General features: G+C 65.9%; 16 protein-coding genes and 2 pseudogenes. 8 read left to right on the top strand and 10 right to left on the bottom strand.

The annotated features are described in order from the left end of the window. The first annotated feature begins 8 nt into the window (after positions 1 to 8). Complete coding sequence (locus FB460_RS01625; RefSeq protein ID WP_142092380.1) at positions 9 to 1,055, top strand: YhjD/YihY/BrkB family envelope integrity protein; 1,047 nt, start codon at positions 9 to 11, stop codon at positions 1,053 to 1,055. A 51-nt stretch (positions 1,056 to 1,106) separates the two neighbouring features. Here the strand turns inward: FB460_RS01625 and FB460_RS01620 are convergent, their stop codons facing one another. Next, complete coding sequence (locus FB460_RS01620) at positions 1,107 to 3,173, bottom strand: hypothetical protein (protein ID WP_142092379.1); 2,067 nt, start codon at positions 3,171 to 3,173, stop codon at positions 1,107 to 1,109. 47 nt (positions 3,174 to 3,220) lie between these two features. After that, positions 3,221 to 4,441 (bottom strand): pyrophosphate--fructose-6-phosphate 1-phosphotransferase, encoded by a 1,221-nt coding sequence (locus FB460_RS01615; RefSeq protein ID WP_142092378.1) that lies wholly within the window; start codon positions 4,439 to 4,441, stop codon positions 3,221 to 3,223. A gap of 172 nt (positions 4,442 to 4,613) precedes the next feature. On the opposite strand from FB460_RS01615, the gene FB460_RS01610 reads away from it, so the two are divergent. The 5 genes from FB460_RS01610 (at position 4,614) to FB460_RS01590 (ending at position 9,534) form a co-directional block, all read left to right on the top strand. Then, the gene (locus FB460_RS01610; protein WP_142092377.1) at positions 4,614 to 5,870 is read left to right on the top strand and encodes a sensor histidine kinase; all 1,257 of its coding nucleotides are present in this window, start codon (positions 4,614 to 4,616) and stop codon (positions 5,868 to 5,870) included. Further along, complete coding sequence (locus FB460_RS01605) at positions 5,867 to 6,544, top strand: response regulator (RefSeq protein WP_142092376.1); 678 nt, start codon at positions 5,867 to 5,869, stop codon at positions 6,542 to 6,544. The genes FB460_RS01610 and FB460_RS01605 overlap by 4 nt, the downstream gene beginning before the upstream one ends. A 119-nt stretch (positions 6,545 to 6,663) precedes the next feature. After that, positions 6,664 to 7,542: an ABC transporter ATP-binding protein gene (locus FB460_RS01600; protein ID WP_142092375.1), complete on the top strand. Its 879-nt coding sequence runs from the start codon at positions 6,664 to 6,666 to the stop codon at positions 7,540 to 7,542. Beyond that, a complete protein-coding gene (locus FB460_RS01595) occupies positions 7,539 to 8,663 on the top strand; it encodes an ABC transporter permease (protein WP_142092374.1) in 1,125 nt (374 codons plus the stop codon). Before FB460_RS01600 ends, FB460_RS01595 begins: the two co-directional genes overlap by 4 nt. Before the next feature lie 151 nt (positions 8,664 to 8,814). Next, positions 8,815 to 9,534: a hypothetical protein gene (locus tag FB460_RS01590; RefSeq protein WP_142092373.1), complete on the top strand. Its 720-nt coding sequence runs from the start codon at positions 8,815 to 8,817 to the stop codon at positions 9,532 to 9,534. 211 nt (positions 9,535 to 9,745) lie between these two features. On the opposite strand, the pseudogene FB460_RS01585 reads toward FB460_RS01590, so the two are convergent. From FB460_RS01585 to FB460_RS01560, 6 genes and pseudogenes are all read right to left on the bottom strand, one after another. Continuing rightward, a pseudogene (locus FB460_RS01585) lies at positions 9,746 to 10,610 on the bottom strand (IS5 family transposase). A gap of 35 nt (positions 10,611 to 10,645) precedes the next feature. Further along, complete coding sequence (locus FB460_RS01580; protein WP_142092372.1) at positions 10,646 to 11,104, bottom strand: methyltransferase domain-containing protein; 459 nt, start codon at positions 11,102 to 11,104, stop codon at positions 10,646 to 10,648. A gap of 42 nt (positions 11,105 to 11,146) precedes the next feature. Further along, positions 11,147 to 11,995, bottom strand: a complete 849-nt coding sequence (locus FB460_RS01575; RefSeq protein ID WP_211345787.1) for an ABC transporter ATP-binding protein — start codon at positions 11,993 to 11,995, stop codon at positions 11,147 to 11,149. Next, the gene (locus FB460_RS01570; RefSeq protein ID WP_142092371.1) at positions 11,992 to 13,029 is read right to left on the bottom strand and encodes a FecCD family ABC transporter permease; all 1,038 of its coding nucleotides are present in this window, start codon (positions 13,027 to 13,029) and stop codon (positions 11,992 to 11,994) included. Before FB460_RS01570 ends, FB460_RS01575 begins: the two co-directional genes overlap by 4 nt. Then, positions 13,001 to 13,774, bottom strand: a complete 774-nt coding sequence (locus tag FB460_RS01565) for a class I SAM-dependent methyltransferase (protein WP_142092370.1) — start codon at positions 13,772 to 13,774, stop codon at positions 13,001 to 13,003. The genes FB460_RS01570 and FB460_RS01565 overlap by 29 nt, the downstream gene beginning before the upstream one ends. Beyond that, positions 13,771 to 14,727 (bottom strand): ABC transporter substrate-binding protein, encoded by a 957-nt coding sequence (locus FB460_RS01560; RefSeq protein ID WP_281281828.1) that lies wholly within the window; start codon positions 14,725 to 14,727, stop codon positions 13,771 to 13,773. The genes FB460_RS01565 and FB460_RS01560 overlap by 4 nt, the downstream gene beginning before the upstream one ends. A 112-nt stretch (positions 14,728 to 14,839) precedes the next feature. Here FB460_RS01560 and FB460_RS01555 point away from each other — a divergent pair, with 112 nt between their 5' ends. After that, entirely contained in the window at positions 14,840 to 15,310 is a 471-nt protein-coding gene (locus FB460_RS01555) for a recombinase family protein (RefSeq protein ID WP_142092368.1), read from the top strand. Positions 15,311 to 15,319: 9 nt separating this feature from the next. Here FB460_RS01555 and FB460_RS01550 read toward each other — a convergent pair. Both FB460_RS01550 and FB460_RS01545 read right to left on the bottom strand, forming a co-directional pair. Further along, positions 15,320 to 16,184, bottom strand: a pseudogene (locus FB460_RS01550) (IS5 family transposase). Between the two features lie 64 nt (positions 16,185 to 16,248). Further along, a complete protein-coding gene (locus FB460_RS01545; protein ID WP_142092367.1) occupies positions 16,249 to 16,485 on the bottom strand; it encodes a VOC family protein in 237 nt (78 codons plus the stop codon). 90 nt (positions 16,486 to 16,575) lie between these two features. Between FB460_RS01545 and FB460_RS01540 the strand changes: the two genes are divergently transcribed. Further along, positions 16,576 to 16,881 carry a hypothetical protein gene (locus FB460_RS01540; protein WP_142092366.1) on the top strand — a complete coding sequence of 102 codons (306 nt, stop codon included), beginning with the start codon at positions 16,576 to 16,578 and terminating at the stop codon, positions 16,879 to 16,881. Positions 16,882 to 16,924 lie beyond the last annotated feature (43 nt).

Raw genomic sequence — 16,924 nt, 5'->3', positions numbered from 1 at the left:
AGAAGGCCATGAAGGAATTCATCGACAAAGTGATGTCGAAACCCGGTGTCGCGCATGTGCTGCGTGCCAACGCCCGGTTCAACAACCGTTTGGGCAATCAGTTCAGCGCTGCGATCACGTACTTCTCGGTGCTCGCCATGGTGCCGATCTTGATGTTCGCCTTCGCTCTGACGGGCGCGTTCCTCACTCTTCTGCGGCCCGATCTGTTGGACGTGGTTCTCAACACCGTGCAGCAGCGGCTTCAGGGGCCGGGGCAGGAGGTCAGCAAGGTCATCGAGGAGGCTCTGAAGAACTGGGCGGGCGTCGGTTTCTTCGGTCTTCTGTCGTTCCTGTACTCGGGAGCCGGCTGGGTCGGTAACCTCAAGGCCTCGGTGCGGGCGCAGTTGCGCGTCGACTTCGAAGACAAGACGCCGCCGGCCAACTTCGTGGTCGAGAAGTTGAAGGACATGGGCACGCTCGTCATGCTGCTGCTCATGATCGCGGTGACCTTCGCGATCTCCTCGGCGGCCACCTCCTTGACCGGGACGATCGTGAGTCTGACCGGGCTCGACGGGGTGCCGGGAATCGGATTCCTCATGCGGTTTGTTCCCCCGGTCGCATCGATCATCGCCGGCTGGTTCCTGTTCCTGTTCCTGTACTCGGTGCTCTCCGACGGCAAGCTGCCGTGGCCTGCACGGATGAAGGGTGCGTTGATCGGCTCGGTCGGTCTGGCCATCCTGCAGTACCTCACCGGGATACTCATGGGGTCGTTCTCCGGCAATCCGGCCGCAGCACTGTTTGGCCCGGTGATCATCCTGATGCTGTTCTTCAACCTGTTTGCGCGCCTCATCCTGTTCGTCGCGGCATGGATCGCCACCGCGACCCAGCCCGCGGTGGCCCGCAAGTACCTTGCTGCGGACGAGCTCCTGCGTCAGGATGAGGAGACCGAAGCGGTGCCCGACCACTGGGAGGAAGCCCAGAAGGACAAGGTGGAGCAGGAGGAGGAGCAGGCCAAGGCCGAGGAGCAGCGCAAGGAAGCCCTCGAGAAGGCCAAAAACCTGGTGGGCAAGGACTGACCCTCCTCAGCCGACGACTGACTCTCCTCGGTCGACGCCGGGAATCAGGCCTCAGCTGGCTGGTTCCCGGCGTCCGGTCATCAGATCGAGTTCCAGGGACGCCCCGGCCTCGGAGATGCGCCAGACATCATCGCCCGATTCGACGGTGACGAACGGGTTGGTCATGCGTGAGCCCGGCAGGGTCCGGGGCTCGCCGTCGATGGTGAACTTCTTGGGGACGGTTCCCCACGACAGGGTTCCGCCGCGTGGTGAGACGTAGTCCACCTCGAACTCGGAGACGCCGTTTTCGGAGGTTTCTCCTTCGGACGGGGTCTCGGAGACCTGTGGGGTGCGCGCGGTGACCTTGTTCTTGAAGTCGTCGAAACCGTCGTAGGTGTCGGCGTCGCCGATCTCGGTCACCCACACATTGGTCGCGCCGCCCTCGGCGATCAGGTCGTAGGGCTCGGTGAGTCCGGCGGGGTTCTTGGCCACGGGAGCCCACGTCGTGGGACGCCAGGACCACAGCGCCACGTAGCCATCGCCCTTGCGGGCCAGCGTCCACCCTTCGTGACGCTCCACTTCATCGAAGTGTTCGGTCGGGAAGAAGGCATGCGTCATCGGCAGATAGTTGGTGTCGTTCTCCCCGTTCGGGTAGCCGGGGGAGTACACCGAGATCAACGTGCTGTCGTGCTGTGCGACGCGGGGCAGGGATGCCGAACCGTTCCAGTACCGGTCGGCGTCCTCCCAATGGCCACGGTCCTCGTTCTGCGGATGGGTGGTGAACACCACCGCGTCGGGGCCGAGCGTCGCCTGCCAGGCATGCACCTGGTATGCCAGGCAACCTGCCCGGTAGTCCTGAGCGCTGGAGAGCATCGCGTGGGGCGTGCGGTGGGTGACGGTGTCCACCTGCACCATGAGGCCGGGGTTGAGCTGGCACTGCAGGGCACGGGCCACGTGCTGGGTGGCGGCCGGCGTCGCGCCCAGTGAGGTCAACTGGCCGTATGGGGCGAACAAGTCGGTGTTGGTGAGGTCGTGTTCCTTGACCGCCCGGAGGGTCAGTGGTGCCACCTGCCAGGCGCCCATGGCTCCGCGTTCCCACCAGAAGGGAATGCTGTCCAGGTCATCGAACGAGGTGCCCGGCGGGGCGGATGGGGCGTCGGTCACCTCCGCGGATGGGTCGAGTGGGACGTTCATCCGCTCGACGTCGGTGAAGGTACGCGGTGAGTGTGCGATGCGGTCGTGCACCACCGGAAGCCGGTAACCGTCGGTTCCGGCGAGCAGGAGCGTGGTGAAGTCGGCCCAGGGCCGGTAGTCACCGGGTGAACCGTAGAGGAAGTGCACGATGTCGTGGACGTTCTGCTCCGACGCCCGGTGCTTGTCCTTCATGTAGGAGCGGCCGTGCGTGACGCCGTTGTTGCCGTCGAGCTGGTGGATCGCCAGATCGAGGAACATGACATCGAGCATCGTGCGGGCACGATCGGCGATATCGGGCTCGGCATGTTCGGCCAGCAGCAACAACGACTGGATGTCCTCGGGGTAGTACACGTCCGAGTGCCATTCGGTGAAGCCGTGTCGGGCCTTCTCATCGAGCCACTCGGTGACGAAGCGTCGTCCCCGGTCGGCGTGCTGGCCGCCGTCCCAACCGGTGATGGTGAACTTCTCCTGCGCCAGATCACGACCGGCCAGGTACTCCATCGTGTGGATGATCAGCTTGTGGTTCTCGCTCCAGAACCACTTGTGATCCGGGCCGCTCTTCGGCGCCGGGTCGGTGTACCAGTAGCGGAAATCCAGCAGACGCTGACGCATGGCCGACGCCAGCTCGGGATCGAGCTGATCGCGGTGATCGTGCCAGATCACCCACAGACGCATCAGGTCGAAGTCTGAGGTGTCGCGGTGCTCGTCGAGTTTCGCGAACGTGTCGGCCCAGTCATCGACGCCGATGCTGGTGGCGTCGAATCGGAAATCGGGGTCGGCCTCGGCACGCATGAGGTGGGCCATGAGGGACTCGGGGACCACCGGATGCAGCTTGGAGGTGGAACGTTCGAGGTACTCCACCTGGCGACCCCGCCACACGGCGGGGTCGACCAGTCCGTCCTCGGTGTTCTCGATCGGGGGACGCGGAGAGCAGGCGGCAAGCATGCAGATCACCAGGGTCAGGAAGAAGCCGATCGAGCGGCGTGGAGTTCTCAGTGGGCTTCGATGCGGGTCGGCTGGGCCTGCCCGATGCCGTCGAGCAGTTCACGGAACCACGGCACCGTGATGTCGAAGGCCTTGCCGCCGGCGATGCGGTCGAAGGCGATGCACGACAGCACGTCGCCGGCCTCCTCGTCCTGGCCGATGACGCCGGAGTTGCCGGCCATGGCCTCGTCGACGGCGAGCTCGGTGCACTGGCGGATCAGTTCGAGGTCGGCGTCGTTCGCGGCGGCCGAACGCGAGTAGTAACCCGACTTCTGCACCATGACCTTCTCGGCGCCGAGGCCCTTGGCGAACTGGTCGGCGAACCACTTGCCGGGGTTGATCTTGTCGAGCTTGACGTGGCCGAAGGCGTCACGGGGCACGTCTTCGCCGTTCTTCTCCATCTGCTCCACGATGGAATCCAGCCCGGCTCCCTCGGAGAGGAAGATGGTGACATTGCCGACGGTGTCCATGGTCTGCTTCAGCCGCTCGGACTCGGCGTCGATGTCGATGTGGCCCTCGGGGACGTAGACACCGTGGATCTCCCAGGCCTCACGACTGAGCCCGATCTCGGGCAGCCAGGTGCGGGTGTCGAGCCATTCGCGGTACTTCTGGGCCGTGGCGGCGGTGAGCCAGCCGCAGTGGCGTCCCATGACCTCGTGAACGATGAGCATGCGGCTGGCCGAATTGTGTTCGGCGACGATGTTGGCGGCGAAACGTGCGCCCATGTCGGCGGCGGTCCATGCGCCCAGGGACTGCTTGATCGGCACCACATCGTTGTCGATGGTCTTCGGCAGACCGACGACGGTCAGGCCGTAGTCGTGCTCGGCGAGGAAGGCCGCGAGATCGGCTGCGGTGGTGTTGGTGTCGTCGCCACCGATGGTGTGCAGGACGTCGACGCCGTCGGCCTCGAGCTGGTCGGCGGCCACCTTGAGCGGATCATCGCCCTCGGCGACGAAGCCACGCTTGACACAGTCGGCGACGTTGGTGAGCTTCACGCGGGAGTTGCCGATCGGGGAACCGCCGAACTCGTGCAGAACGGATGCCTTCTCACGGACCTCGGGGGTGATGGTGATCGAGTCGCCCTGCAGCAGACCCTGGTAGCCGTGCCGGTAGGCGATGATCTCGGTGTCGGGCGAGACGCGCGTGTACTTCTCGATGAGCCCGCCGATCGCGGACGACAGACACGGGGCGAATCCTCCGGCCGTGAGCAGTGCAACCTTCTTCACCATGGGTTTTCCCTTCACTGAGGACGTATCGCGGAGATGACGGGAGCCAGCATATGAGCACTCGACCAAGCCGACCTGAGGGGGAGGCCCTGTCAGGGTGAACCTGAAGGCGCCCATGAGAGCGACGTGGGATGCGTGGGGCCGATGACGCTGGTCGCGCGATAGGTTCGGGCGCATGCATGCGCGAGCTGGAGGACTGGTCCGGGGCGATGCTGCGCTCGCCGCGGTGCTGGCCGTGGTCGGCGCGGCGTCGACGTTCCTGGTCGATGGGTTGGGGATCGGCTGGTTCGAGCACGGACCCACGTGGTCGGCGCTGGGATCGGTGATTCTTGCGGCTCCGTTGGCCTTCCGCCGCCGGTGGCCGATCGTGGTGCTCCTCGTGGTCGCGGTGCTCTACGGCGTTCTGGCGACGGTGTTCGGGATCGAGATGTACGTCTCCCAGGTGGTGCTGTTCCTGAGCTTCTACACCGTGGGGGCATCTGAACCAGACCGTCGCCGGGCCCACTGGGTCCGTGTACTCACCGTGGTGGGCATGGCCCTGTGGCTGCTCGTGGTCTCGGTGCAGGGTTTCTGGGATCCCGAGACCGGTGAGCGGGGCGTCACCGCTTACTACAGCTGGCTGCTGATCCAGTGGGGCGTCAACATCGCCTTCTTCGGGGCCGCGTGGTTGTTCGGTGACCGTGCATGGCAGCGCGAGGAGGATCGGCAACAACTCCTGCGGCAGCAACGGGAGATCATCGATCAGCAGGATGAACTGGCTCGCAATGCCGTCGATCTGGAACGGCTGCGCATCGCCCGCGAACTCCATGACGTTGTGGCGCATCATGTGACGGCCATGGGGATTCAGGCGGGGGCCGCGCGGCGTCTGCTGGACCGGGACCGGGAGGCGGCTGCACACCAGCTAGGGCTGGTGGAGGAATCCTCGCGGGACGCGATCGGTGAGCTCCATCAGGTGGTGCGCACGCTGCGGGGACGAGACGATGGCACCGAGCCACTGCCCGGGATCGAGGACGTCGAGAACCTGGTCACCCACGCCCGGGACCTGGGGCAGGATGCTCGCTTCGAATACATCGGGGCGCCTGTCGAGGTGAGTCCCACGGTGGGGTTGAGCGCCTATCGCATCGTGCAGGAGGGGCTCACCAATGCGCGCAAACATGCAGGGCCGACGGCGGAGGTGACCGTGCGTCTGCGCTTCTTCGAAGGGCGGCTGGAGGTCGAGGTCAGCGACGACGGACGCGGAGCCCGACGCGTGGGTGCGCGCGGCATGGGCGTCGGCATCACGGGGATGAAGGAGCGCGCCGAGGCAGTCGGCGGAACCCTTGAAGCAGGGCCCAAGGCACGCGGAGGCTGGTTGGTGCGCGCGACACTGCCGGGGAGCAGCGAGAATGCACGCGTGGAATCGGCCGGACGCAGTGAGGTGGGTCACAGATGACGACGGTTCTGCTGGTGGACGATCAGCGTCTGGTGCGCACGGGGTTCCACACCATCCTCGACACCGAACCGGGGCTCGATGTGGTGGGCGAGGCCGAGAACGGTGAGCAGGCGGTGCGGCTCGCCGCAGAGCTGACCCCTGACGTGATCTGCATGGATGTACAGATGCCGGTGATGGACGGCATCGAGGCTACCCGCCGGATCGTGGAATCGGGGTCGCCGTCGGCGGTGCTGATCCTGACCACGTTCGATGACGATGACTTCCTGTTCCGCACCCTGGCTGCGGGAGCCAGCGGGTTCCTGTTGAAGTCGGCGGGCGCCGAGGAACTGATCGCGGCGGTGCAGACGCTGGGACGCGGTGATGCACTCCTGGCACCGACGGTCACACGGCGGGTCATCCAGCGCTTCGCCGCCACGCAGCAGCCCAGAGAACGCGTCGACGATGCCGGAACGGCCATGGGCGGGAACGCGCCTCAGCCGACCGTGCATCTCACCCCACGGGAGAGGGAGATCCTCGGACACATGGCGTCGGGGGCGAACAATGCCGAGATCGCGGCAGAACTGGTGGTGGGGGAGTCCACCATCAAGACGCATGTGTCGAACATCTTGATGAAGTTGGACGCCCGCGACCGGATCCAGGCGGTTATCTGGGCACATCGGCACGGGTTCGGCTGACGCTGGTTCGGCTGGCACGGGTTCGGCTGAACGGGGGAGACCGTTCAGGAAGAATCTGGACCCGGATCTCCCCCTGCGGGGGGAGGTGGCGTCGGCGTCCCACCCGTAGCGTCGGCGCCATGATCTCGGTAGTGGACCTCAACAGGTCGTTCGGCACCGCGCACGTGCTGAAAGACCTCAGTTTCGACATCGCCCCAGGACGGATGACCGGCTTCGTCGGTGGCAACGGAGCGGGCAAGACGACGACGATGCGCATCATCCTCGGGGTGCTGGAGGCCGATTCGGGGCAGGTGCTGCACGACGGGAAACCGATCACCGCCGGATACCGCGCGCACATCGGCTACATGCCCGAGGAGCGTGGCCTGTATCCGAAGATGAGCACCATCGACCAGCTCGTGTTCCTCGGTGACCTCCACGGCCGGGATCGCCGGGAGACGCGGACGCGAGGCATGGAGCTGCTGGAACGCCTCGGGCTGGCCGAGCGCGCGACCTCCCCGGTGGAGGAACTCTCCCTGGGCAATCAGCAGCGCGCCCAGATCGCGGCCGCGCTGATCCATGACCCGGTGGCCCTCATCCTCGACGAGCCGTTCTCTGGGCTCGATCCGGTGGCGGTGGACGTGACGCTGGAGGTTCTGCGGGATGTGGCCGACGCGGGCGCGCCGGTGTTGTTCTCCTCGCATCAGTTGGATCTGGTCGAGCGGCTCTGCGACGAGCTGGTGATCATCGCCGCCGGTGAGGTGCGGGCGTCGGGCACGCGGGCCGAACTGCTCGCCACGGCCGACCCGGTGTGGGAACTCGAGGCCGACGCCGACACCGGCTGGGTCCGCGGAATGGGGGTCCGCGTCGAGGAGTTCGACGGCGGACATGTTCGCTTCGGGGCCGATTCCGAGGAACAGGCCCAGGCCGTCCTGGCCGAGGCCATGACCCGCGGCGTCGTACATCGCTTCGGCCCGGTCACCCACTCGCTGCACGACATCTTCAAGGAGACCCTCGCATGAGCACCACCACCAACACGTCGACGCATGTCGGCACCGACGATCATCGACGCGTCTCCTTCGCCCACGCCGTCGGGGTGGTCGCACGACGGGAGATCGTCACCCGGGTGCGCTCCAAGGGCTTTCTCGTCCCGACCCTGATCATGCTGGGCATCCTGCTGTTGCTCGCGGTGGTCGGGCCGAGCGTGGCGTCGATGATCGCCGGATCCGATGACACGATCGCGGTGACCGTCCAGACGCAGGACGCGCTGCCGGAGGACGGATACGAGCCGATGGTGGTGGGGTCGGAGCAGGAGGTCCGTGACGCGGTGCTCGCCGGGGACGCCGAGGCGGGGTTGATCCCCGGCCCCGCACCCCTGGGACTCACCGTGATCGGTGAACGTGAAGCGCCGACCTCGCTGATCCAGGGGTTGTCGGTGTCTCCGGAAGTGGAGTTGATCGGCACCGATGCCGCCGACCCGATGGCCCTGTATTTCATCGGCCTGGGGTTCGGCCTGGTGTTCTTCATGTCGGCGATGATGTTCGGCATGACGATGGCGCAGTCGGTGGTGGAGGAGAAGCAGACGCGGATCGTGGAGATCCTGCTCTCCACCATCTCGACCCGTGCACTGCTCACCGGCAAGATCCTCGGGAACACGGTGCTGGCGTTCGCCCAGGTGGTCGCCTACGCGGCGGTGGCCCTGATCGGTCTGGCGGTCAACGGTGGACGGCTCAACCTTGACGGTCTGGGGCTTCCCATCGTGTGGTTCGTGGGCCTGTTCCTGCTCGGGTTCGTCATGATCGCGGCCCTCTACGGTGCAGCGGCATCGCTGGTCTCGCGTCAGGAGGACATCGGTACCTCCACCACGCCGGTCACGATGATGGTGATGTTCCCGTACTTCGCGATCATCGCGTTGAGCAGCAACCCCACGGCACTGCACGTGCTCTCCTACATCCCGTTCTCAGCACCGGTCTCGGTACCCATGCGGGTGTTCACCGGGGACGCCACGTGGTGGCAGAACTCGGTGTCGGTGCTGATCCTCGCCGCCTCGGTCGTGGTCGCGTTGTGGTTCGCCGCCATGGTGTACGAGCGTTCGATCCTGCGCACCGGCAAGGCACTGACCTGGCGTGAGGTGCTGCGCTGACGCTGGGGCTTCCGGGGCTGTACTTCTGGGGCATGTTCCGGTCCTCCTTGAAGAAGTAGGCTGGAACGAAACCCAGCGCGGTTCAGACAGAGGAAGGGAAATCATCACTGTGTTTCCGGGGGAACGCATGTCGCAAGCCTTGACTCCGGAGATGCATCTGGAGATTTTCCGGTCGTTCCTGTCGTGGATGTACAAGCCGTCCTTGCAGGTGTCGGAGTACTCGTGGGCGACCGTTTCTGATGGTGGTCACGCCACGGTCGTCGACACCGAGCGTTTGGATCCTGAGTTGCTGTTCGCGACCGAGCTGGTCACCCCAGGCCCTCCGACGTTGATGGCGGCGACCAGTCTGTTTACCTCGAACGTCTGGGAAGGTTACGCTTGCCGTGGCAAACCGTTGCCGCCGGGGATTTCGTGGTTTCATCCGAACGGTCAGCCTGGCTTGGACATTGAGGAGTTCTCGCCTCCGCCGATGCAGGTGCCTCGGTCGGGGCCGCCGGAGGGCGACGATTGGGACCTTGCGTACTACACCTATGCCGCGGGTCCGGACTATGACCGGAGAGGGTCGTTGACCATGTTGTCGTTACCCCATGCGATGTGGCGTCTTGGCGAGGTATGGCGCGAGGGGCATCTGGTGGTGCCGGTGGGGGATCGGCTGGTTCCGGTGGCGATCGCAGATTTCCGGCAGTTCGACTTGGTCGATGGGGAGGTGTGGCGCTACTCCAATTTCCCTGACGACGACTTGCCGCCGTGGCGCCTGGGCGTGTCCATCGCTGAAGCCATGACCGCAACGGTCGTGCCATCGGGAACGACCCGCCTGATAATCGCAGCTGATGACGCTGGTCAGCCGACCATCATCACGGAGGAATCATGATCCAATCGCAAGGGTCTGCTGCATGGATCATAGGTAACAGCGGTTACACAGCCTGAGCGGCTATCGGTCTCATGACCGTCTCGGACTCGACGGGGATCAACCGTCGAAGCCTGTTCTGTCGGCGGCGAGCACGTTCATGAGCGGGTAGAGCCTTTCCCAGCAAATTGTCTGGGGAACCCTCCAATCAACCCCATCGGACTAGGCCGTGTTGCTAAATCCATTGGAGGGTGGCGGAGAGGTAGATTCCGGCCGCGTAGGAGCGGGCGGTCTTGTCGAATCGGGAAGCGAGCCCTCGCCACTGCTTCACTGCGTTGAAGCATCGTTCGACGACGTTGCTCCCTGTGTAGCGTTCCTGCTGCTCGTTGCCGAAGTCGATCGGCCGGCCCGGTCTCTTCCGACGCTTCTCGATCTGGTCAGCGCGCTCGGGGATCGTGGCCTTGATGCCGCGCTCGCGCAGCCAGGCACGGTTCTTCTTCGACGGGTATCCCTTGTCCGCGAGCACCCGGTCCGGCCTCGTGCGCGCCCGGCTTCGCCCGGGGACGGGGATCTCATCGAGCACGCAGGTGAACATGCTCGTGTCCGCGATCTGTCCACCGGTCAGCACGAACGCCAGCGGGCGGGCTCGCCCATCGCAGACGAGGTGGATCTTCGTTGTCACACCACCTCGTGACCGGCTGATCGCGTGGTCACACGGCTCCGGCCCGGATCTCTTGTAGTTCGATCGAGCCCCCTGTGTCCCGGGGCAGGGTCGCACCGTGTTGATGCACACGCGCGATCGATGAATCCACCGACACGACCCAGTCGACCTCGCCCGCGAGCGAGGCCCGCCGCTGGACATGGGTGAGCAGGTCCTCCCAGACACCCTCGGTCGCCCATCGGCGGAAGTTCTTGTAGATCGTGTTCCAGTTCCCGAAGCGCTCGGGCAGGTCCCTCCATGCTGACCCCGTCCGGAACCGCCACGCGGTCGCCTCGACCACCGTGCGCCGGTCCACCGGCGGGCGGCCCCTCGTGTTCACCGCAGGGAACACGTCCCCGATCAGCTCCCAGACCTCGTCGGTGATGACACCTCTCGACATGACTCCAGCATCACCCGCGCACCCCGGAACACCATTTAGCAACACGCCCTAGGAGGTTGGAGGGAGAGAACCAACGTCGCGCCGGGCAGGAGACGCTCCCTCAGCGTCAGCCAGAGAGCTCGTCGGGCCTCGTCATCCAGATGGCCGATGACGTTCAGCATCGTGGCTCCGGACCACCTGCGCGGCAGCTCGGCGAAGGCGTCTGGCATGCTGCGGGGGATCACTGTGGTGCGGTCCATGAGGTCTGGATCGGCGGTGATAGTGGTCATCAGACCTGCTCGCATCGCTCGGGACGGCTCGACGGCGAAGACCCGATCCGCGCCGAGATCTCGAAGCACTCCGAGTCCGGACCCGATCCCCGAGCCCAGATCCACCACATCTCCTCCGCGCACCGTGCCCAGCAAAGTCCGTACCGCGTCGCGGGCCAGACCGCTCTGCCCGGCGACCAGGGCGGCGTACCACTCGGCGTTCGCGACGTAGCTGTCCTCGTTCATCTCGTTCCTCTCCGAAAGCGGTGGCTGGCGACCGGCGTCGGCTCAGCGGTGGGCGGCATGGCTCGCGGGCGAACTATCACGCAGCGCCGGTAGGGCGGTGGGTTGCGGCGCCGTGACCCCGAGGATCTGGACCGCAAGGCGTCCGTCCGCACGCGTGATCTGCGCGTCGACACCGAAGACCTGGCGCAGAGCGGTGGGAGTCAAGACGTCGGCGATCTCACCGGCAGCGTGCACGCGGCCGCTGTCCAGGACCATCGCTCGGTCGCAGTACTGGGCTGCCAAGGACAGATCGTGCAGGACGACGACCACCGTCAGCCCATCCCCGGCCAGTTGGTTCAACAGTGAGAGCAGCTGGTGCTGGTGCCTGATGTCCAGGTGATTCGTCGGCTCGTCCAGGAGTAATACGGAGGGTTCTTGCGCCAGCGCGCGAGCTGCATGGACTCGTTGCCGTTCCCCGCCGGACAGGGTCTGCCAGCGCCGATGCTCGGTTCCTGTCATCCCTACCGAGCTCAGACCCCGGGTGCAGGCGGCGACGTCGCGCGGGCTCTCGAGATCCAGCCGTGCTCGGTGGGGCAGCCTTCCGAGGGCGACGACATCTGCGACCGCGAGGTCGGTATCGGTGTCGCTGGCTTGCTCCATCATGGCCAGGTGGCGAGCTCGTTCTCTGCGAGGGACGTCCTGCAGCGGTCGATCTCCGAGCCTGACCTGTCCGGACGTGGGGGAGGCCACGCCCGCCAGGATATGGAGCAGCGTCGACTTACCGGAGCCGTTCGGGCCCAGCAGTGCGGTGACCTGACCTGGAACGGCCGTGAACTCGATGTCGTCCAGGATCGGCAGAGGCCGCCCTCGCACCGAGTACATGAGGTGCTCGCCGCGCAGCGACAGCGTCATGACCGCTCCTTCCGGCGCAGGATGATCAGAAAGGCCGGAACGCCGATCAGTGCGGTGATCACGCCGACAGGCAGCTCCCGCGGCGCGAGAACTATCCGCCCCACCAGGTCCGCCAGCAGGAGGAAGACGGCGCCACCGAACGCGCTGGCGGGCAGCAGCCGCCGATGCTGAGGGCCGACCAGGGCGCGGACTGCGTGCGGGACGATCAGACCCACGAAACCGATCGCTCCGACGGCGGACACCACGACCGCCGTAACCGCTGCGGTGGCGATCAGCGCGACGCTCCGCACCGCGGCCACCGGCACACCGAGTGACGCGGAAGCCACCGCGCCGAAGGCGAAGGCGTCGAGGTCGGAGGCGATGAGCCGTGCCGCCACCAGGGCGATGCTGGTCACGCCGACGCACAGCGCGACTGCGGGCCAACGCGCGGCTGCGAGTGACCCGGTCAGCCAGTACGTCAACCCGCGCGCGGCGTCCGCATCGCCCCACCCGAGCAGGACCAACGATGTCATCGCTGTGAAGAGCTGCCCGACCACGACCCCGGTCAGCACCAGCCGTCCCGTATTCGAGGCGTGCCGCCCGAGCAGGACGAGGACCAGTCCGAAAGCCACCAAGCCACCGACCAGTGCGCCCGCCGCCAAGGAGACTGCTCCCGCGCCGAGCCCGGCGACCATCACCAAGACAGCGCCGGTCGAGGCGCCCGAGGAAATGCCCAGGAGGTACGGCTCCGCCAGCGCATTCCGGGTGACCGCCTGCAAGATCGCGCCGCTGGTGGCCAGACCAGCACCGGCGACCGCGGCCAGAAGGGCACGAGGGGCGCGAAGTTGCCAGACCACCGAATCGGCCAAGGCCGATAACGGTTCCACCGGCAGGCCCACTCGACTCCCTAGCGAGCGCAGAGTCTCTGACCAGCCGATCTCGCCGCCTCCGACCGCGATCGACACGAGAACGCCTGCGACGAGCAGCAGCCAGGCGACGAGCGTCGCCCCTATCGGGCGTAGCCGCTCAGCGCTGGGCGAGGATGACGAAGTCATCGAGGTGCTGCCAGATCGAGCCGGCCTCACGGAACTGCGCGGCACGCATCGCAGCGACGTGGAACGCGACGCTGAGGTCCGGATTCGGCGGCCGGTTCGCGAAGCGGCGCTCTCGTTCGGCGCGCAAGGGGGCGAAATGGTGGTGGTCTGCGATTCGAGAGAACCAGGTGTCCCAGGTCATCGCGCCGGATGCCTGGTCGCGGGCCTGAGTCGCCTGGTCGTCCTGGCGGCTGAGCTCTTCGAACAGCGGGCGCCCCTCGAGCTGGCGCAGATGGTCGGCGTTCATCAGCACGCCGCCCGGGAGAAGGAGGTCGCCGACGTCGCGGTAGACCCGACTCAGCACATCAGCCGGCAACCAGTGCAGCGCGGTCGAGGAGAGCACCGCATGTGGCCGACGACCATCCAGGGCCTCGATCCACGTCGGGTCCCAGAGGTCCGCCTCGTGGAAGGTCACCCGGTCGCCGTGCTCGGCCAAGGCGAGCCGACCGAGCTCGAGCAGCATCGGGTCGTAATCGACGGCGATACACCTCATCCGTGGGAATCGGCGAAGCACACGGTCTGAGATTGACCCCGGGCCACAGGCGAGGTCGACGACCAGGGCATCCTCGGGAACTGCTTCGGCAAGCACGTCGAGCATCACCGCGAAACGGTCCTCACGACGGTTGATGTACGAGGCCTGCTGCCGATCCCAGTTCTCCAGATGCTCGCGCGCCCACGTCTCCACACCTTCGACCATCTCGTTCATCGCGCCCCCTCGAACTCGACCAGGGCGTCCGACAGCGTCGACAGCGCATCGATGCTTCGCACGGACGGATCCATCTCGGTGGCGGGGATCGCGACCATCCGGTCCTCCCGCACCGCAGCCAGCTGCGAAGTGACCGGGTCGGCACGCAGCGTCTCGATCTTGTCCTGAGCGCTGTCGCCGTCCATGCCGCGGGAAAGGTCGGCCAGCACCAGCACTTCAGGGTCACGCTGGGAGATCTGATCCCAGGTCGTCTCGGTCCACTGCGCGTCCAAGTCGTCAAAGGCGTTCTCGGAGCCGGCAAGCTCAGTCATGGTCTGCGGAAGGCCGGCGTTCCCGGCCACGATGGGTGCGCCGTTGATCGTGGAGTAGATCCAGACCACCTCCACCCCGTCCAGATCTTGCGCCGAGGACGTCACCTGATCCAGGACCTGCTCCTGTTCGGCGATCAGATCCTCGCCCCGGTCGGCCACATCGAAGATCGTCGCGATATCGGTGACCTCAGCGAAGATCTGCTCGAAGCCACCCTCGGCAGAGACCGAACTCGGATCCTCGCAGTCGTTCGACGACAGATACGCCGGAACCTCTAGGTCACGCAGTTCGCTGCGTTCCCCCACCGCATCCGGGGCAAACGCCGATGCTCGCATGGAGTAGACGAAGTCCGGATCCGCCCCGCGAAGCTGCTCCGCCGTGGGGTACTGGTCGGCGAGCACAGGGACCTGCTCGTAGGCACCTGCGAACTCTGGTGCGACGGCATCGGTCAAGTAGCTGGTACCCACCATCGAGTCACCGAGCCCAAGTGCCAGCATCATCTCCGTCGCACCCTGCTCCAGCGTGACCGCACGCGTGGGGACTTGATCGAACGTCAGATCTAGCCCGCAGCTGCTCAGCTGAGCCGATGCTCCGGAGTCATCAGGGGCGGGTGCAGAGGAAGGGGAACTGCACGCTGCGAGCATCACGACAGATGCCACCGCAGCCATACTGGTAATAGGAATCGTTCGCATGGTGTCAGTCTATACACACGCGGGCGCGCCTCCGACCATGCGTTCACCCTGGGGCTGAGGCGCTCTGGCCGTCAGCAGCCGCCCGCAGTGGGTCGCGTGCCTCGAGCGCCTTGAGCCCGGCGACACGCTCCTTGTCCGCCGGCTCGATCGCGTCGCCGGGTCCGAACGCATGGCCATCGACACGCTCTCCGAACTCAACGACCGAGGGGTCGACATTCGGTCTCTCACGGAGCCCGAGATAGACACGACCACGCCCATGGGGCGCGCGCTGTTCGGCATCGTCGCCGTCTTCGCGCAGCTCCGTGTCGACACCATCCGCGACAACACCCTGCGCGGGCTCGAGCACGCGCGCGCCGCCGGCCGCGTCGGCGGACGGCCCAGCGTCATGTCTCCCGAGCGGACCGAGGCCGCTGCACGGATGCGAGACGACGGTAAGACCCTCTCGCAGATCGCGGATGTGCTCGAGGTCGGCAAGTCCACCGTCCACCGCGCCCTCGCGCGCCACGATGACAACCGCGCCCACCCCGCCAGCTAGGCCGTGTTGCTAAATCCATTGGAGGGTGGCGGAGAGGTAGATTCCGGCCGCGTAGGAGCGGGCGGTCTTGTCGAATCGGGAAGCGAGCCCTCGCCACTGCTTCACTGCGTTGAAGCATCGTTCGACGACGTTGCTCCCTGTGTAGCGTTCCTGCTGCTCGTTGCCGAAGTCGATCGGCCGGCCCGGTCTCTTCCGACGCTTCTCGATCTGGTCAGCGCGCTCGGGGATCGTGGCCTTGATGCCGCGCTCGCGCAGCCAGGCACGGTTCTTCTTCGACGGGTATCCCTTGTCCGCGAGCACCCGGTCCGGCCTCGTGCGCGCCCGGCTTCGCCCGGGGACGGGGATCTCATCGAGCACGCAGGTGAACATGCTCGTGTCCGCGATCTGTCCACCGGTCAGCACGAACGCCAGCGGGCGGGCTCGCCCATCGCAGACGAGGTGGATCTTCGTTGTCACACCACCTCGTGACCGGCTGATCGCGTGGTCACACGGCTCCGGCCCGGATCTCTTGTAGTTCGATCGAGCCCCCTGTGTCCCGGGGCAGGGTCGCACCGTGTTGATGCACACGCGCGATCGATGAATCCACCGACACGACCCAGTCGACCTCGCCCGCGAGCGAGGCCCGCCGCTGGACATGGGTGAGCAGGTCCTCCCAGACACCCTCGGTCGCCCATCGGCGGAAGTTCTTGTAGATCGTGTTCCAGTTCCCGAAGCGCTCGGGCAGGTCCCTCCATGCTGACCCCGTCCGGAACCGCCACGCGGTCGCCTCGACCACCGTGCGCCGGTCCACCGGCGGGCGGCCCCTCGTGTTCACCGCAGGGAACACGTCCCCGATCAGCTCCCAGACCTCGTCGGTGATGACACCTCTCGACATGACTCCAGCATCACCCGCGCACCCCGGAACACCATTTAGCAACACGCCCTAGTCATCTCGTATGTCACCCGCAGGCGGCCACCGCGTCCCGGATGGGGTCCATGTCGATGCTCCTCTGCTGTTGCATGGCGCGGTTGACCGCCAGCGCGCGGTCCGGGTCGGGGTCGTTCACCAGGGTGAGGAGCTCGAGTGGAGAGACCTGCCAGGCGACTCCGAACCGGTCGGTCACCCAGCCGCAGGCCATCTCGGAGCCCCCGTCGAGCAGAGCGTCGTTGTGACGCTTGAATAAGGTGATCACCATGTTCCCGGTCAACAACTGTGATGTGAAGCCCGTATGAAGAACTCTGGGTCAGTCGCAATGGGGCTTCCTCGGCGTATTCAGGAGCGTCTGGTGGAAGATGGAGATGACGCATACCTGATTTCTGACTCGGTGGTCGAGATCCGTTACAGCCCGGGGCTTGGGCCGTTGGACCCACCCATCCAGATTCGAGGGTCCGTGCAGGATTGGCAGGATCTCGCCGACGGGTATGACGATGATGTTGAAGGACTGTTCTTCGTCCATCTTGACGAGACAATCGCCTCGGCGTCCTTCGAAGGGTCGGCCCGCGTGATCGCTGTGGGAAACTCAGGATTCGTGCCCCTGCATGAGGATGGTCGTCCCATGTGGGCTCGCAGAAATACGCCTCCACAGACCTGATCCCTGCACCACACCTGCAATGCGGCCTTCATTCTTCACGGCC

Source organism: Propioniferax innocua (genome assembly GCF_006716235.1).
Taxonomy (GTDB): domain Bacteria; phylum Actinomycetota; class Actinomycetes; order Propionibacteriales; family Propionibacteriaceae; genus Propioniferax; species Propioniferax innocua.
The sequence above is the reverse complement of the archived record's forward strand: the minus strand, read 5'-3'. Positions and strand labels throughout refer to the sequence as shown.

Bases quoted from the DNA above. Each gene is read 5' to 3' on its own strand.
- FB460_RS01595 (WP_142092374.1), top strand. From the start codon at position 7,539: ATGAGCACCACCACCAACACGTCGACGCATGTCGGCACCGACGATCAT.
- FB460_RS01580 (WP_142092372.1), bottom strand. From the start codon at position 11,104: ATGAACGAGGACAGCTACGTCGCGAACGCCGAGTGGTACGCCGCCCTG.
- FB460_RS01545 (WP_142092367.1), bottom strand. From the start codon at position 16,485: ATGGTGATCACCTTATTCAAGCGTCACAACGACGCTCTGCTCGACGGG.
- FB460_RS01605 (WP_142092376.1), top strand. From the start codon at position 5,867: ATGACGACGGTTCTGCTGGTGGACGATCAGCGTCTGGTGCGCACGGGG.
- FB460_RS01620 (WP_142092379.1), bottom strand. From the start codon at position 3,173: ATGCTTGCCGCCTGCTCTCCGCGTCCCCCGATCGAGAACACCGAGGAC.
- FB460_RS01570 (WP_142092371.1), bottom strand. From the start codon at position 13,029: ATGACTTCGTCATCCTCGCCCAGCGCTGAGCGGCTACGCCCGATAGGG.
- FB460_RS01565 (WP_142092370.1), bottom strand. From the start codon at position 13,774: ATGAACGAGATGGTCGAAGGTGTGGAGACGTGGGCGCGCGAGCATCTG.
- FB460_RS01625 (WP_142092380.1), top strand. From the start codon at position 9: ATGAAGGAATTCATCGACAAAGTGATGTCGAAACCCGGTGTCGCGCAT.
- FB460_RS01615 (WP_142092378.1), bottom strand. From the start codon at position 4,441: ATGGTGAAGAAGGTTGCACTGCTCACGGCCGGAGGATTCGCCCCGTGT.
- FB460_RS01590 (WP_142092373.1), top strand. From the start codon at position 8,815: ATGCATCTGGAGATTTTCCGGTCGTTCCTGTCGTGGATGTACAAGCCG.
- FB460_RS01560 (WP_281281828.1), bottom strand. From the start codon at position 14,727: ATGCTCGCAGCGTGCAGTTCCCCTTCCTCTGCACCCGCCCCTGATGAC.
- FB460_RS01575 (WP_211345787.1), bottom strand. From the start codon at position 11,995: ATGACGCTGTCGCTGCGCGGCGAGCACCTCATGTACTCGGTGCGAGGG.
- FB460_RS01600 (WP_142092375.1), top strand. From the start codon at position 6,664: ATGATCTCGGTAGTGGACCTCAACAGGTCGTTCGGCACCGCGCACGTG.
- FB460_RS01610 (WP_142092377.1), top strand. From the start codon at position 4,614: ATGCATGCGCGAGCTGGAGGACTGGTCCGGGGCGATGCTGCGCTCGCC.